This is a genomic window from Allobosea sp. P1_A7 (genome assembly GCF_056406775.1).
In genome coordinates, this window is the sequence record NZ_JBFTZN010000137.1 from 1 (window position 1) to 15,486 (window position 15,486).

Consider the following 15,486-nt stretch of genomic DNA (forward strand, 5'->3'; position numbering starts at 1 on the left):
GCCTGGGCCACTGCCCGCGTCAGCCAGTCTTGATATGTGGGCGGTAGATAATCGCCATCTTTCATCTGGCGAAGGCAGATATAATCAGCCGGTCCAAACCAGGGCAAAAACACTACGCTGCTGAAGGTCGACATCACGGCAACCCCTGTTTTCAGAGGGGAATGATATGACCCTGCTTTTGGCGAAGCCTTATCGAATGTTAATTTTTGCACTTCCTCGGAAGGGGCGAGTGCTGCGGCCGGAACGATTCCCGTCCCCTCAGTGTCAGGTCGAGTGTCGGAGTAAGCAGTTGTGTGCGCGCGTCGTGTTCTGCGTTCGGGCTCAGGCTCGGTTGTCCAGCGAGGGGCCGTCAAATCGCCGGCGATAGTTCGTCGGCAGGCCGCGGGGCGCAGCTGATGCGGAGGGGAACAAGCCCGGGGAACGCGGGTTCGTCATGAATACGGTCCAGCGAAGGAGCGATTCATGGCAGACACTCTCATCAAATCCTATCCCAGCTACGATCACGCTGCTTCCGTCGTGAGGGGACTCGATGCTGCGGGCCTGGACGCCGACCAGATCAGTATTATTGGCCCGCATGACGCGATCGAGAAAGGGGCCGAGACCGGGGGCGTGATCGGAGGCGGAGCGGGTTTGCTCGGCGCCTTGATTGCTTTACCGATCCCTGGCGTGGGCCCAGTGCTTGCGGCAGGCTGGCTGATTGCGGGCACCGCTCTGGGCGGCGTCAGTGGGGCCGCGGCAGGGACCTTGATCGGTGCGCTGACGCGTGCCGGGCTGGACGATCGCGAAGCCGGCATCGTTGCCGAAACCGTCAGGCGGGGCGAGACGCTTGTCGCCGTTCAGACCTCAGGCAGGCTTGCGGCGATCGCGGATGCCATCATGACGAGCGGCCGCCCGATCGATCGGGAAGAACAGGGCCGCAGACGCTTCGATGAGGTGCCGCACCCCAGCCGGTCTGATCTTTCCGAAGTCGTATCCTGAAGGGAGTGCGTCGTTTGCGAGGAGTTTCGACATGACCAACAAGACTTTACCCGTACCCCCTGAAAACCGCAGCGACCAGGGCCCCGGCGGCAACGCCACGGAGCCGGTCAACCAGGCGAAGGAGCGGTCCCAGGAACGCTCCGACAAGACCGGTCGGCACGCCAATATTCGGCAGAACACAACCAACCAAGGTTACCAGCAGGATCGATAGGAGGAAGCGATGTCCACCTCGACCAAGACGCCCGCCAGTATTCGGCAAGGCGGGCCGKGCTCGGCGCACGAAAATGCCAAGGCTCCGTTGGAAATCAAGAAGCCGGCCCAATCCGACCTCCGGCGGCGCAGTACGGTTTCGGGCGGCGGCGGCGAGCGAGACAGTCATCATTCCCGCTCGGCTCGGATGAAGGGCGCAAAATCGGATTCATGAGGCGCCGGTCCGCGGCGCCTCGCAAACACCGAAAACCGGCATAAACCGACGCCGAAAACGTTACGCTGGCGATCATGCGCTCTCGAACTTTTGTGAAGCGTGGGCATTCGCACGGGCAAGGCCGATACCCGCGCGGGTGAAGAATCCGACACCGCGTAAATGGCCGCACAAGGTCTTGTTCATGGTCCACTCGGCCTCGGCTGAACGGCACCAGGGGAATGATACATCCTCGGGCTGGGCGGCAATGACACGATCAATGGCCGGGCCCGGCGATGACAGGGGGCCGGCGGGCATGAGCTGATCATGCTGCGTTCGCGAAATCGCTCGTCGGGGCTCAGATGGCTGTGATGGCCGGCGAACAGACCCGTACCGCGATCGGTTCTCTCCCTCGTAATGGTGCAAGGGGCAGGGCGTTTGCGCTGCGCGCGCCCCGTCGGAGCCGCCGTCCGGCGGGGCTTTCTCCTCCACAAATTTGTGCATCGGAACGTTTCTGACCGAGCGGCGTTGCGTGCGCGTGGTGGAGTAGTTGTTGTGTGCGCGCGTCGCGTTTTGCGTTCAGGCCCGGGGTCGGCTGTCCAGCGAGGACCCGTCACCTCGCCGGCGATAGATCGTCGGCAGGCAAGCTTCTTCTCCGCCTCGATGCCGGAACGCATAGAGCCATGCCTGGCGAAGCTCGCCACAAAGCCCCCCAGCGGCGAACAATGGGCCTTCGAGGTAAAATGGGATGGCTACCGGCTGGCGATTCACATTGACCCCGATGGGCGAGTGCGGGCCATCACGCGCGGCGGGCAGGACTGGACCGATCGCTTCCCCACGATTGTCGCCGCAGCAAAGACACTGCCGGTCGAGAGCGCTATCCTTGATGGGGAAGCGGTTGTGCTGGACGAGCGAGGCGCTTCCGATTTCTCCGCTCTCCAGAACGCGCTCGGTGGGCGGGGCGGCAAGCGCAGAGCCGACCTCGCGGTGATGTATGCGTTCGATCTTCTCTACCTCAATGGGGTCGACTTTCGGGGCAACAGCCTGGACGAGCGCCGGGAATGGCTCGTCAAGATCATCAGCGGCGCCGGGCCCGGGATCAATATGAGCCAAGAGGTGGACGCGGATGGGGATGCCTTCCTCACGGTCGCCTGCGAGATGGGGCTCGAGGGTATTATCGCGAAGCGCCGGAATGTGCCGTATCGATCCGGCCGGGGCGGCGAATGGCTCAAGATCAAGTGCATCCAGTCGGAAGGATTTTTCATCATCGGCTATGAGCCGTCGTCGTCGGCGTTGGGCGGTATCGGGCGGCTGCTGCTCGCGGCCTGGAAGAACAACCGGCTGACCTATGTCGGCGGCGTGGGGACGGGGTTCACGGATCGCTCTGCGGCCGCGCTGCGCAAGCAGCTCGACGCGCTCCTGATCGATAGGCCCGCGCTGAAATTGACGAGAAAGGGGACCCGCTGGGTCACGCCGTCACTGGTGGCTGAGATCGAATTCCGCGCCTGGACCACGGACCAGAAGCTTCGGCACGCGTCGTACAAGGGCCTGCGCGACGTTGCCGATGCCGACGGCGTTCTTCGCCTTGACGAGTAGGAACACTCTGGCCCACCGTCCGTTTTGGTGATCGTGAGGGCGTTGAGCGATTGACAACTCCACGGCCGCAACCCTCACAGCCTGGGGCCCTGCCGTTGGAAGGCGGCGGGGCCTTCATTTGCTTCGGATCAGGCGGATGGACAAAAGCCATGCCTCAAACACGTGGATTTATCACGTTGTCATGCCACTAACCGCGCCGCGATTTCTGTCTCGGCTCCAGGCAATGGAGGATTGGCTGAGCGAGTGGGAAATCCCCTATGAGGTGGTGCCGCTCCGTGTAGGTGATACAGCCCTGTTGATCCGGTTCCCGACCGAGGACTTCGCGCACGCCTTCATCGCCGTGGAGAAAGACATGGGAATGGCCGCTTCGCCGGGCCTGCACTGAGCGTGCCCGCGCCCGGCGCCCGCTGAACCATCCCCCGGAACGGCGGGCCGAATGGCCGGGGCCCTCTCAAGGCAGGAGCGCCAGCCGAGTAAGCAAGGTCACCAACTCCGCCTGACGCCTGGTATTGGTTTTGCTGAACACCGCGGCGAGATGGCTGCGAATGGTATGGCGGCTCACCTCCGACTTTCGGGCGACATCGGCCGGCTTGTCACCGCGGGCCAATTGAAGAGCAAGGCGGGTCTCGGCCGCAGTGAGGCCGAACAGGCGCCGAAGCATGAACGGATTTGGCTGCAGGCGAGCGTAGAGGTCGACCAGCACGACTACGTTGATGCCCGCCGGTATGGCGTCAGCAGCCTGATTCAGGATGAACGGCGCATCATCCTCGTTCCAGATGACGATCCAGCTCAACGGTCCGAGCTTTGGACGGTGCGCGGCCCGTTCGATCAGGCGGCGGAACGCACTCGTGAGATGGTGAAGATCCAGGCCTGAATCGCGCTTGCATCCAAGGATCAGGCTGGCGGCGGTGTTGGCCTCGATGATCCGGTGGCCCTCAACCACGAGATAGCCGCATCCGAGGCGGCCTAGCAGGTCTGAAGCGACCGTGCGTTGGTTGCTCGGTAATGCGGTAATTGGGGGCTCGGTCCAGTCAGGCAGGTTCGACGGGGGGCCTCCCAGCTTTGATGACATGGCTTTTGCCCTTGTTTCATTTCAAGACCTGTCCTGTTCTCGTCAGCCCCCCAATGGACTCACGTAAAATTCAAACTCTGGAGCCGAATGGTGTGTTCCTTTGCCAGGCAACAAGGAGACGGCCAGATCGGTGAGTGGGGATGTGCCAGCACGATCCTTCGAAGCGCAGGTCCTTGGCAACGCCGCATGCCCCAAGGTCTTCCGGCGCGGTTCCAGGCCAGGCGACAGGCTGGACGGCGGCGCGGCACCCGTCTGAAGAGCTGGCCGGCCGTTTTGCGTCCGGCACTGCGGATTCGGGAAGAGGCGGAACAGAAATAGCAGCGATGTCAGTTGAACAAGTAAGCACGCGGGGTCTGCCTGTCCGGTTCCCGGCCAAAAACACCCATCGGCGCTTCGAGACTTGCGTGACAACGACGATCATCGCAACGCCGTCCTCGCATTCCAAATCGAAGGTCTCCTCGAAAAGCAGCGGGCCTGTTCCGATCGGTAGACTGTATAGGCGGGCTGCGAGGAACTGGCTGCCCACGATTCCATTAGTCCTGACAAGTGCAGTGCGGCCAATGGATGGGGGTGGTGTTGGCTTCGATGATCCCGCAAGCCTCCATGGCAACGGTGCAGGCATAGGGAAGCGAAGAAGGCCAACAGCCGAGAGAGGGCGACCTTGTTGCTAACGACGACACCACCGCTTGCCGACGCCCCGTGCGCCTGGAAACGTTCTTGGCGATGTCCAGACCGATAGTGGTAATCTGCTCACGGACGCCTCCCTTGAGTGATGTTCAACACCACCACTCTGGCACGCAGATGCCGTCGGGGGACGTCCACCCGGTCACCCATAGTGAAAGTCATCGCGGTTTTTCTGCTCGCAAGCGCGATAGCTGAGGCTGGGGTGGTCGAGCGCTATCTGAAGGTCAAATCCCTTCCGCCTCGACGACGTGAGTCGTCTTCCCGAGAATGTTGCGGTCATCGCGCACACGGTGACCGAACTCGGCGCAGCGCCCCCTTCGGCCGTGCCCCATCAACCGCAGTGATAATGCCTCCGAACGATGGGAGCGCTACTGGCTGCTATAGGTGACTGTCGGGGCGGCATGTAGTTGCTCTTTGGTCAGGCTGATCTTTCCGTGATCCGGATACATCTCTGGCGGACGAGGAACGGCCGCAGCGGGGGGAGGTGGCAATGCTGCTCCCGGCGTTCGTGCGGGACTCGCTGGCGGAGGCGGAGGAGGAAGCGGATTGGCCGCCGGCAATGGCTGGTCGCTCCAGGTCACTTGTTCGAACGGGATCGCTACATCCTTTGAGCCAATGCCGAGAAAGCCGCCAACGCCGACCGTGATCATTTCGACTTTGCCGGTCTTGTTGATGAGGACCTCCGTCACGTCGCCGACCTTCTTGTCATCAGGCCCGTAGATGTCGACGCCGATGAATTTCGATGTGCGCCACTTGCCTTGGCCCGAAAGGTTGAGTTCGGCCTTCTCTGTCGCTGCTGGCGGAGCGGTGGGCGAGGCGGGGGGCGAGCTTGTCTGCGCGACCGCTGCCCCGGCAAGCACGGCACAGGCAAGCGTCAATGACAAATGTTTGAGCATCGTGGCCTCCTCTTGCTGCGCCATGAAGCATCATCGAAGAAACGCGCGCTGATCGTATTTGTTGCAACTCGGCGTTGGGCCTTGCCCCGCTGGGGTCGATTGCGAAGTGTTGGCAAATCGGGAGGGGCTCCACGCGCGTCGCGGATGGGAATTGCAATCTTCGATGCACGTTGCCAACCCACGGCGGACGCACCAATGGCTTTTCACCTTCCTGTCCTGATCTGTCGCGCAACCTATCGATGCGGCTGTTCCGAGGGCGATCATCGCTGAGATTGCCGCCTGCGACCACGAAACCACCCCAATGATCGCGCCAGGGAGCGTTCCTCAATCTTAGGTCCGTCCGGTGACGGCCTTAAGGCGCGCGATCGGTGAGAGCGTCGGCTCCCTGCTCCTCGGCGCAATGTACACAGCAGTAAATGATCTCGCCCTGCTCGACGCCATGCCCAATAATCCGGACACCGCAATGTGGGCATATCGGAGCGAGTTTCTGGATGGCGCACTCGAAACTATCGAATGTGTAGGTTGTTTCTCCGAGGCTCACCTGGAAAGCCTTGTCGTAGTCGTTGCCACACTGGACGCACCTGGCCATAGCCGTAGTCCTCCTGTTGAGTCTGACGAACCCCGCAATCAACGAACAGTTCCGGCTCACGTCCGGTCATCGACCATGCGGCTGAATTCCTCGATCCCCCGGGATCGGATGGCACTCGAGACTCTGACTTGAGGGTTCTCTTCCACTGCTCTGCGGTACCAGTAACGCGCCGCTGGGACCTCATTCAGGGCTTCGTAGCATTTGACCAATCTTCTCGCCGAGATAGCCTCGGCAATGCCGAATCCTGCGCTCGATGATCCCGCCTCATTCCGGCGCGATCCTTATGCGCGAGCAGGCCACGCTGACCGATCCAGAGCTCGTCGCGCTCTGCCGCGGTATCGTCGTTTCCGAGCAACGGGAGATCACACATAGAGGCGATCAGCGATACTGACGCTCGCGGCCCGACCGATCGGGAGCATCCAGGTCATTGCAGAAACCCGTTTTCAGGCCTGGCAGGCCATGTCCGCTGCAGCGGCTTGGCGGCGCCGGGGCGAACCCGCGATATCTTCCTTGAGCAACTCGGTATTGATGGCGAAGGCGGCCGCCGCCCCCTCACCCGCGGCCACGATCGCGAGCTGCACATGGTCGGAGGCATCGCCGGCGACATAAAGGCCCCGAATGCGTGTCTTGCCGTAGCCCGCCGTCTTCAACGGCTTTCGGCGGTCGGCCTCCAGGCCGAGCTCGCGCGCCAATTCGAGGCGCGCCTGCCCCTTGGAGTGGAAGAACAGCGCGTCGACGGCCAGGTCCTCGCCGCCAGCGAATTGAATCCGCTGGAGCTGGGTGCCACGACCTTTCAGCCCCGTAACAGGCTCCTCGCGCAACATAATGCCGCTTGCGGAGAGCCGGCGCCGCTGGGCGGGGCGCAACTGGCAGAGCCCATCGCTGACCAGGCAGAGACGGGACGTCCAGCCCGTCAGCTCGAGGGCAAGCGCCAAGGCTTCCGTCGAACCACCGTAGACGGCGATGGATTTGTCGCGATGCTCGTAGCCGTCGCAATAGGGACAGTGCAGAACACCGTGTCCGTAGTACCGTTCCACATCTGGGATCGGCGGCGGAGAATCGGTCACGCCCGTCGCCACCAGAAGCTTTCGGCCGAAGAAAACCTCCCCCGTTTTACTGCGCAGCTGAAAGCCGGAAGCACAGAGCCTTGCCGAAACGATCTCCACGCCGTCTCGCAAGTCCAGCGTCGGGTAAGCACGAAGCTGTTGCTTGGCAATCCGAAGCAAATCGCGAGGCGAGCAGCCATCCCGTGTCAGGAAGTCGCCGATTCGACGAGATCTGCGATTACGCTGCTGGCCGGCATCGACAAGAAGCACGCGCCTGCGGGCGCGGCCCAGCATCAGGGCCGCGGAAAGCCCGGCCGGGCCTGCGCCGACAATCAGGACATCAAGGGAATCCGACATCGTCACCTGCCTGGCTATCGGGTCAGTTTGCGATCGCGTTTCGGGCTCCTCGCGAGACCGTCGCGTGCCCGCCGACGAAAGCTCGATGCTCCTGCATAAACAGATGGAACGTAGAGGCAGGGATCGGGTTCCCGATACCGCGGTCGCCCCGAACCGCTTCGAGGCAGGAGCACCCGTTCGCTTTCAGTCTGGAACAATCGACGCGGCCTCCTGTTCACGTATGCAGCTGCCCTGGCGGCGGCATGACGGAAAGCGGTTTTGGACTGATGACGGTGATGCTCCCCAATGGCCGACAGTCGATACCGAGCAATCCGAGGCCGGAGCCGGCTCGCCCATTGATGTCCGCCGGCATTCCTCACCGCCAGCGAAGGATATCTGCGCCCCATCTGGATCGGCTTAGCGCGACAGCAGCCAGACGCGAGATCCGGCAAGCTTCTCTCGTACGGGCGCCCGTCATCATGGCAGCACTGCTGTTGCAGACGCTGGCCCTCATCCCCGCAATGGCCCAGACGCCGGATCGAGCCCCAAACTCCAGCTCTTCGGCTCCATGTCAGGTACGGCCGGACAGCCATCCTGATTCAAATGACAACAGGGGCGTCGCTCGGGGCGAACACGACAATAACGCTCCCGCGCCCAATCTCGAGCGCTGCGAGGGCCTACTCACCCCGCCGAAATCCGGAGACGAGGAGATCGAAAAACCTGCCCCCGACACCGGGACCACCCCAGTTCTCCCACCTGGGAGCGTGCCGAAGCAGTCTCCGGAGTGAATCAGCGGCGTGTCGCGTTCGCCGAGTTCCGCCGCGCCGCCAATCGGCCAGTTCGTGTCCCCACACTTACACTCGTCGCGCGAGCGCTTGGCTCTGTCGCGCCGGTGATGTGAGGGCGGCACCGGCAGCCTGAAGCAGGACGACATGGCTATGTCGTGCCTCCACTCTGGAGCTCGGCTCGAACACGCGCCGTCGTGCGGGCGCTGCCATGAAGAACGCATCCCATCCTCCTGACGACTCAGGATCGATGATGCACCATCAGATTTCGGGACTACACACCTAGCATTCATTCGCAGCGAGCCAGCGAGGCCGAATGCGGGGCCGACCGTCGTGGTCACGCACCACGCGCCGCACCCCCAATCGGTCCAGCCGAGGCACCAGGGCAGTAAGCTGTCGCCGGCCTTCGTTTCGGACCTTAGTGCGCTGATTGAGGATCACCAACCCGAGCTCTGGATTCACGGTCATGACCATGGATCGCACGACTACACTGTCGGTAGAACGCGTGTCCTGGCCAATCAGGCCGGCTATCCAAATCTTCACKGCGATCGAGAGAATGCGAGGTTCGATCCCCGCTTTGTCGTCGAACTCGATGGATCGCAGAAATGAGTGGCTACGATGAAATTCGTTGTGAGGGGCCGATGCCCACCTTCGACCTTGGGCCCTTTCACACGCGAGCATTCATTGCGGTCTTCGGGGAGATAGAAAGGTCCATCGATGGAGGGAGGCCATCGTGATGCTGGCGATCGGACGACCGCGACCAAAAACGCTTAGGCTTTTCCAAGGTTCCAAGGGGCCAACGCAGTCCACGGGGGTCCTTGGGCGGCCCTCGCTTTTGAAGCGGTCTTGGGGATGAGCCCTTTCAACGCCTTTTGCTGCGCCCGCCCTTCTAGGCGTCCAGCGTCTCTTTCAGAGACGCCCGCAATGCGTCCATGATGTTGACGACGTTGCCCTTGGATTTCCGCTCTGCCGCGCCACGCCTGACGCTCCGGCTCTGCTTCGAAGCGATGAGCTTTTTGAGGTGCTCCTGAACCGGATCTCTCATGAAGTCTGCCGACCAGTGCGCGGTCTTTTGAACGACGAGCTTATCAACCAGTTTGGCCAACGCGGGGTCTTCGCCCGCCGATCGAATATCGCCAAAGTATAGGCCGGGCTTGCGCACTTCATCGCCAAAGCGGAGCGTCCATGCGATGATGCCCTTTCCCTGAGGCTGTAGCATCACAGCCCGCTCCCTGCGGTTGAGCACCACGCGCGATATGCCCACGGTATCCGTTGCGACCATGGCCTCCCGGATGACCGCGAAGGCCTCCTCGCCGACAGGATCGCTCGGCGTCATGAAATACGGGCTGTCGAGATAGATCCATGGAACCGACGCGGGCTCTGTAAAAAGATCAACGTCGATCGTCCTCGTGCTTTCGAGCTCGACCGCGGCGAGATCATCGTGGGTTAACACGACGAACTGATCCTCCCCGACCGCGTAGCCTTTAGCCACGTCTTCGGCTTTGACGGGCTCGCCTGTCACGGAATCTCGGTAGCGCCTGACGACCCTCTGCCCTGTGGCTCGATTGAGTGTGTGAAATCGAAGTTTTTCACTCTCCGTGATCGCTGGCTGAAGCGCAACCGGACAGGTGACCAGCGAAAGGCGCAGATATCCGGTCCAGAATTTCGGAGCCATGTTGTGGCCCTCCCCACACCAGATCAATCCATTGGAACGTCTTCTGTTCCTGTGCGTTGCGTCAGGTTCGTCGTGCCGGAGTTTCCATGGCCACAGCCCGAGCCCAATGGAAAGGTACGCTGCAAGTCGGAACTCTGACCGTGCCCGTGGCCTCTACATCGCTGCATCAACCGCAGAACGCACCACGTTCAACATGGTCAATCGCAAGACTGGGAACCGGCTCCGCCGCGAATTCATCGACCCCACCACGGGCAAGTCCTCTCGCAGCTTCGCAAATCAACGGGGTGAAGGTCACGGATAACGCCGCGGCTTTCGATGTCCGGCGCGACCGTGGCGGCCGCTACATAGTGGAGGGCAGTACGCGGGTGGTTGTCCGTTTCCCGGCACTCGCTCTGACGTCGCACGGGCTATTCGCCGTGCGTCCATTCGGACGCAGGAGCGGCGATCGAGCTCTTTGTTTAAGCATCGGATTTTTCCGAAAACCGGATTCCACTTTTCGGTTCGATGCTCTAATCGCTCGGCAGCTTAAATTTCGAGGCGTGATCGTGCAGGTAATCCTGCAATGAGGAAGGTTGATTTCGGATTTTCGGGAGCGGTGCGTCGATTTCCTGGACCTCGCTCGGTAGCATGTCGAAGCGCTCTTTGAAGATCTTGGCAAAATGTCCATTGTCCGGAAGGCCGCTCTGGTATTTCGCGCGCAGGGGCATTATCGCCCGCCCCCCGGCGTTTCACTCTGCCGATGAGCCCGTTCCGCAGTTTTGCTGGCATCATTGTTGGATGGGGCGCCCATATTCCAGACCTTCGATGGTTTCCCAGAGCCCTCGCCACAGTATGTGCCGAGATGCTCATGCAAGGGAGATGGTTGGCTCGCCCCGATGTTCCCCAGGATGCGCCTGACCGAGAGTTCTTCACCACCCAAGGGCTTTCGGCAGTCCCGGCATCACCTCTAGTCGGTTTTCCCGGGGTTTCTAGGCTGCTGTAGAGTAAAGGGGCGGCTCCAGAAGCGTGAACCACGCAGGCCGAAGCGCCAGGGCCGCTCGGGCGCTTTCGAAATGCCTATGCGAGTGCCGCTCACGATTGCCGGTCGTTCACTGGGGGCTCCAACGAAAAAAGGGGGTTCCGCCAAACTCAGGCCGTTGTGCACATCGGTTATTCCAAGCGCCCTTGCGAGCCGCCCGGGTCCCGAGCAGAGATTTCTCTCCGTCCCTCGCCGCATGATCATCTTATCGATGCCGACCTCCGGGGCTATCGCCCGGATCAAAACGGCGCCATGGCCCTCCGCAACCACGTTGAAACACCAATGCAAGCCGTAGGAGCGGTAGACATAGGCGTGCCCAGAATTGCCAAACATCGTTGCGTTGGCGGGAGTGCGACCGCGATAGCTGTGTGATGCGGGATCGTCACGAAGATAGGCCTCGGTTTCGACGATCGTGCCACCCACACCGTCAACAAGCAGCAGCGCTCCGATCAGCTCCTTCGCAAGCTCGACGGCATCAGCGCACTCGAAAGAGGCAGGCGAATGAGGCATCTGGACTCGTCACGGCCCTTTTCATCACTGGTACGTCGGCGGCAGCCGCCGGAATGTTAGAAGAGAACAGCGGGCCTTACCTATTGATCCCGCGCCGAATGCTCATCGATAATGAGAGCGCTGTGTGCTCAGTTCGGGCGCATGACGGATTTGAGGTTCATGAACTCGTGAAGACCGTGAGCTCCGAGTTCTCGTCCGTGACCAGACGTCTTCATGCCGCCAAACGGCACCTCGGGCGAGGAGGCGAGCATCTGGTTGATCGCAGTCATGCCAGCCTCGATCTCGCGCACGAACCGCTCCTGTTCGCCGACATCAGTCGTCCAGACCGACGAGCCCAGTCCATAGGGAATGGCATTCGCGATCCAGATCGCGTCGTCGATGTCCTCAGCCYTGCACAACATCGCAATGGGGCCGAAGATCTCCTCTCTCATGAGATCGCTATCGAGCGGTACGTCGACCAATATCCCGGCTGACATATAGGCGCCTTTCCCGGGGAGCGCCTCGCCGCCGAACAGAAGCTTGGCGCCCGCCGCCTTCGCCGCGGCGAGCTGGCCGAGGACCGTCTCGCGTTGCTCCAAGCTCGACAGCGGGCCCATGTTTGACGCCGCGTCCATCGGGTCCCCCGCCTTCACGGCCTGCATCGCAGCAGAGAACTTCTCCCGGAATGTTTCGTAGATGTCGGCATGGACGATCATCCGCTTGCCGCAAATGCACGACTGGCCACTGTTTTGGATGCGGGCCGTCACGGCTTGTTTCACCGCCGCGTCGAGATCGGCCGACGGCATGACGATGAAGGGGTCGGAACCGCCGAGTTCCAGTACGACCTTCTTCAACGCCGCGCCCGCCTGCTCGGCCACTGCGCGTCCGGCTGCCTCGCTGCCCGTTAGCGTAACCGCGACGATGCGCCTGTCCGCAATGAGGCCGGCGACGGCGGAGGACTTGATGGCAAGATTCTGGAACACGCCGTCGGGTGCGCCGGCGGCGATCACCATCTCCTCCATCAGCCCGGCGACGCCCTGAACGATGCTGGCATGCTTTAGCAAGCCGACATTGCCCGCCAGGATCGTTGGCGCAAGGAAGCGGACGGCCTGCCAGTAGGGGAAGTTCCAAGGCATGATCGCCAACACAGGCCCCTGCGGCAGGTAGCGCACCTCTGCGCGGCCGCCGCTCGCCATAGCGATCTCGGTCGGCTCAAGCATCGCGGGGCCGTTCTGCGCGTAGTGACGGAAGGCCGCGGCGCTCTTCTGCACCTCGGCGATGGCCGACGCATGGGTCTTGCCCATTTCCCGGACTGCCATCACAGCAAGTTTCTCGCTGTTAGCCTCGTATTGCTCGGCGATCTTCTCCAGCAATGCGGCGCGCTCCGCGATCGGCCTCGCACGCCAGTGCCGGAAGGCCGCCTCCGCMTTGACGATCTTGCTCTCCACCTCCGGTGCGGTCAGTTCGGGATAGGTGGCGATCTCGTCGCCGGTTGCAGGATTGACGCTGCGAAACATGTTGGCTCCTTCGCAAGTGTGCTTGTCGGGGCGCGCGCTAATCGGATCGGGCGGAACTCAGGCTCCGGCGCGGCCCGACCGTCATTCTCGACGAAGCCGCCTGGCCGGGCAGGATGGGCAGATTCCAGCCGAAGTAGACCTCCGTCCTGACGATCCGGCCAACGCGTACGGCGTGCAGCTCGGCGTTGCGAAAGCGCTTCCGCACCGTTGCCGCCTCGTAGACGACCCATGCGGTCTCTCAGCTTCGCCACCGGCGACGAGGGTCATCTCGACCAACACTTCGCTGTTTGGCCAGCACCGCGCGAAATAGGATTGGCGGTCGAGATCGTTATCGATGGGGCTCGTGAAGCTGTAGTCCTCTGCGATCAGGCGCTCGATCGCGCCGCGAACCTTATCGACGTAGGCTCTGAGCGCTGTCTTCACTGTGGCGAGCGGACCGCCCATGATCTTCTCCCTGAAGGAACTTTCATCGAGCCGCGCGTCGAAAGCCGCCTGTCGGCTCTGAGATTCTGCGGCCAGTGATTGGTGAACGTCGCGTTGGCGAGGGGGTTCCTTCCATCTCGTAGGATCGCCGCCTTCAGGGGCTGGACTAGTTCCATCCCGCACGAGGATCATCGGGAGGTGGATTACGCCGGCGAACTGTGAGAGCCCTCAGGCGTCCTCATTGCCCGGGCCAATAGGCGTCTGGTGTCCGCGCTCCTCTGGCTCCCGTCTGCACATGCCTCGCGTATGAGTCTCGATCGCCGCGAGCGCTGCGTCTAACGAGCAATACGGCCCCGGTGAGAGTGTTGCCATCGTACCCAAACCTCGGCCCGACGGGATTACGCGGAAGCTTCCGGACAAGGCCAGCTCGACATGCCCCGCGTCACGGCCGAGCAAGTCGATCAGGTCCCACCTTGTCCCGCTCGTTTGCTTGATGATGAGATCCATGAAGGCTCCTCCCTCCAGCGGTCGTCTACCGATAACAATCGAACTTCGAACGGGTTGCGCGGACGGTCTTCGGATTTCGGGCTTACGGGCGCGGGAAGCGATCGCAGCGGCAATGGGTGGTCACCGACGGACCAGATGCCCCCGAGGTGAATCTGAACAAAAACGCTGTCCGTGCGTTCCCCAGCTATCCCATTTTCGCTAACGGAGAGGTCCCATGGATTGGAATCGCGTCGAAGGAAACTGAAGCAGCTCAAGGGCAAGGTCAAGGAACAGTGGGGCAAACTCACTGACGATGACCTCGACGTGATCGCGGGAAAGCGTGATCAGCTCGAGGGAAAAATCCAGGAGCGATACGGTCTCGCGAAGGATCAGGTTCGGTCGGACGTTGATGACTGGTATGGCCGTCAGACTTGGCAGTAGCCATTGCAGTGAAGAAGCCCCCGCCGGCTTAAGCCGGCGGGTGTGCAGGTGAAAGCTGATGAGTGAATGAAATAGCGAGCGACCGGGGGAAACGGGGGGCGGCGCAATCGGTTATCTCTCCGTGACCGTGCGGTGACCCATTGCGCGGTCACGGCCTCGGGCCTCGCAGCCCCCGGAGCGGCGGGGCCCACACTCAGCCCTTCATCTTGATGAGTCGCAGGCGCTCGATCTGAATTTTCAGCGCAGCAACCACGCCCTCACCGCGAATGCCCCTGCTGCCTTGGTCTCGCGGTCAATGGCGCCGGGGACCCCATCGAGGATTTCGGCCCGCTTCGCCTCTGGGAGGGAGAGCAGATATTCGACCTCGCATTCGTGCCGCCACTCCCCGGAATCGGAGAGAACCTCCCGACCGAAAAGATAGGACCACACGATACGAGGAACGGGCCCGGCCGTCGCGAATCTCCGGTGGTTTACAGGCCGCCTATCGAGTTCAGATGTGGCGCTCATTGCGGCACCCCAACGCTGCTTGTTCGGCTCAACACGGGACCGGATCGCATGTTCCGCGCCGACGAAACAATTTCGCTCGCGCCCGGACCCGCAGGGACCGCTGCGCGTTTCATATATAGCCCAAGAGGGGTGAACTGGCTCGCTGTGTGCGGACAACACTGCGGGCCCTTTTTCGTTCCTATGCTCTCGTCGACGGAACAGCCGAGGGTGGGGAAGTTTGTTTTCTCTGGCGTGCTGGGCCACCACTCTCCACCGCCCGCACTCGGGCCCCGCCGCTGCCATCGGCGGGGCCTCCGGGCTGGCCAATTMATCCTTGCGTTCTTTTGATGGATTATAAACTGTGACGCATCGCAGGGGGATTGCGATGCCGTTCCGTTCCATCGTCGCCACGCCAGAGGAACTCGCTCGGATCGCCGCGGCTTTTGATGAAGCTTGGAGCGAGATTGCAGCAAGGGTCGACCCGCCCAGCGAGCCCGTCCAACGCGAGCGTCTGGCCTCAATCATCGCCGAGTTGTGGAGGGCGGACCCAAGCGTCGATTTGGCAGTAC

14 protein-coding genes and 1 pseudogene are annotated in these 15,486 nt (G+C 62.0%); 7 read left to right on the forward strand and 8 right to left on the reverse strand.

The features are described 5' to 3' along the window. The first annotated feature begins 462 nt into the window (after positions 1–462). From AC1D34_RS22090 to AC1D34_RS22110, 5 genes are all read left to right on the forward strand, one after another. Positions 463–978 (forward strand): hypothetical protein, encoded by a 516-nt coding sequence (locus tag AC1D34_RS22090; RefSeq protein WP_476825331.1) that lies wholly within the window; start codon positions 463–465, stop codon positions 976–978. Between the two features lie 31 nt (positions 979–1,009). Next, complete coding sequence (locus AC1D34_RS22095; RefSeq protein WP_476825332.1) at positions 1,010–1,189, forward strand: hypothetical protein; 180 nt, start codon at positions 1,010–1,012, stop codon at positions 1,187–1,189. Between the two features lie 9 nt (positions 1,190–1,198). Next, on the forward strand, positions 1,199–1,402 hold the full coding sequence (locus tag AC1D34_RS22100) for a hypothetical protein (protein ID WP_476825333.1): 204 nt from the start codon (positions 1,199–1,201) through the stop codon (positions 1,400–1,402). A gap of 639 nt (positions 1,403–2,041) precedes the next feature. Further along, positions 2,042–2,974: a non-homologous end-joining DNA ligase gene (ligD, locus tag AC1D34_RS22105; protein ID WP_476825334.1), complete on the forward strand. Its 933-nt coding sequence runs from the start codon at positions 2,042–2,044 to the stop codon at positions 2,972–2,974. A 136-nt stretch (positions 2,975–3,110) separates the two neighbouring features. Continuing rightward, positions 3,111–3,359, forward strand: coding sequence for a hypothetical protein (locus AC1D34_RS22110; protein ID WP_476825335.1), 249 nt, complete (start codon positions 3,111–3,113; stop codon positions 3,357–3,359). A 66-nt stretch (positions 3,360–3,425) separates the two neighbouring features. Here AC1D34_RS22110 and AC1D34_RS22115 read toward each other — a convergent pair whose 3' ends face one another. The 7 genes from AC1D34_RS22115 to AC1D34_RS22145 form a co-directional block, all read right to left on the reverse strand. After that, the gene (locus AC1D34_RS22115; RefSeq protein ID WP_476825336.1) at positions 3,426–3,767 is read right to left on the reverse strand and encodes a helix-turn-helix transcriptional regulator; all 342 of its coding nucleotides are present in this window, start codon (positions 3,765–3,767) and stop codon (positions 3,426–3,428) included. A 1,331-nt stretch (positions 3,768–5,098) separates the two neighbouring features. After that, positions 5,099–5,650 (reverse strand): PRC-barrel domain-containing protein, encoded by a 552-nt coding sequence (locus tag AC1D34_RS22120; protein ID WP_476825337.1) that lies wholly within the window; start codon positions 5,648–5,650, stop codon positions 5,099–5,101. A 1,008-nt stretch (positions 5,651–6,658) separates the two neighbouring features. Continuing rightward, on the reverse strand, positions 6,659–7,618 hold the full coding sequence (locus tag AC1D34_RS22125; protein ID WP_476825338.1) for an NAD(P)/FAD-dependent oxidoreductase: 960 nt from the start codon (positions 7,616–7,618) through the stop codon (positions 6,659–6,661). A 1,653-nt stretch (positions 7,619–9,271) separates the two neighbouring features. Further along, entirely contained in the window at positions 9,272–10,057 is a 786-nt protein-coding gene (gene ku / locus AC1D34_RS22130) for a non-homologous end joining protein Ku (protein ID WP_476825339.1), read from the reverse strand. 509 nt (positions 10,058–10,566) lie between these two features. After that, positions 10,567–10,764 carry a hypothetical protein gene (locus AC1D34_RS22135; RefSeq protein WP_476825340.1) on the reverse strand — a complete coding sequence of 66 codons (198 nt, stop codon included), beginning with the start codon at positions 10,762–10,764 and terminating at the stop codon, positions 10,567–10,569. A 239-nt stretch (positions 10,765–11,003) separates the two neighbouring features. Continuing rightward, complete coding sequence (locus AC1D34_RS22140; protein WP_476825341.1) at positions 11,004–11,585, reverse strand: DNA-3-methyladenine glycosylase; 582 nt, start codon at positions 11,583–11,585, stop codon at positions 11,004–11,006. 128 nt (positions 11,586–11,713) lie between these two features. Next, positions 11,714–13,081 carry an NAD-dependent succinate-semialdehyde dehydrogenase gene (locus AC1D34_RS22145; RefSeq protein WP_476825342.1) on the reverse strand — a complete coding sequence of 456 codons (1,368 nt, stop codon included), beginning with the start codon at positions 13,079–13,081 and terminating at the stop codon, positions 11,714–11,716. A gap of 1,144 nt (positions 13,082–14,225) precedes the next feature. Between AC1D34_RS22145 and AC1D34_RS22150 the strand changes: the two are divergent. Then, positions 14,226–14,431 (forward strand): annotated as a pseudogene (locus AC1D34_RS22150) (CsbD family protein). A 237-nt stretch (positions 14,432–14,668) separates the two neighbouring features. Here the strand turns inward: AC1D34_RS22150 and AC1D34_RS22155 are convergent. Continuing rightward, positions 14,669–15,319, reverse strand: coding sequence for a DUF7696 family protein (locus AC1D34_RS22155; RefSeq protein ID WP_476825343.1), 651 nt, complete (start codon positions 15,317–15,319; stop codon positions 14,669–14,671). Between AC1D34_RS22155 and AC1D34_RS22160 the strand changes: the two genes are divergently transcribed. Then, positions 15,303–15,486 (forward strand): hypothetical protein (locus AC1D34_RS22160; protein WP_476825344.1); only part of this gene is annotated, 184 nt, incomplete at its 3' end. The two genes, AC1D34_RS22155 and AC1D34_RS22160, sit on opposite strands and share 17 nt — an antisense overlap.

Coding starts and splice junctions, on each gene's coding strand:
- AC1D34_RS22140 (WP_476825341.1), bottom strand. CDS start 11,585: ATGCCTCATTCGCCTGCCTCTTTCGAGTGCGCTGATGCCGTCGAGCTT.
- AC1D34_RS22135 (WP_476825340.1), bottom strand. CDS start 10,764: ATGCCCCTGCGCGCGAAATACCAGAGCGGCCTTCCGGACAATGGACAT.
- ku (WP_476825339.1), bottom strand. CDS start 10,057: ATGGCTCCGAAATTCTGGACCGGATATCTGCGCCTTTCGCTGGTCACC.
- AC1D34_RS22120 (WP_476825337.1), bottom strand. CDS start 5,650: ATGGCGCAGCAAGAGGAGGCCACGATGCTCAAACATTTGTCATTGACG.
- AC1D34_RS22125 (WP_476825338.1), bottom strand. CDS start 7,618: ATGTCGGATTCCCTTGATGTCCTGATTGTCGGCGCAGGCCCGGCCGGG.
- AC1D34_RS22095 (WP_476825332.1), top strand. CDS start 1,010: ATGACCAACAAGACTTTACCCGTACCCCCTGAAAACCGCAGCGACCAG.
- ligD (WP_476825334.1), top strand. CDS start 2,042: ATGCCGGAACGCATAGAGCCATGCCTGGCGAAGCTCGCCACAAAGCCC.
- AC1D34_RS22110 (WP_476825335.1), top strand. CDS start 3,111: ATGGACAAAAGCCATGCCTCAAACACGTGGATTTATCACGTTGTCATG.
- AC1D34_RS22090 (WP_476825331.1), top strand. CDS start 463: ATGGCAGACACTCTCATCAAATCCTATCCCAGCTACGATCACGCTGCT.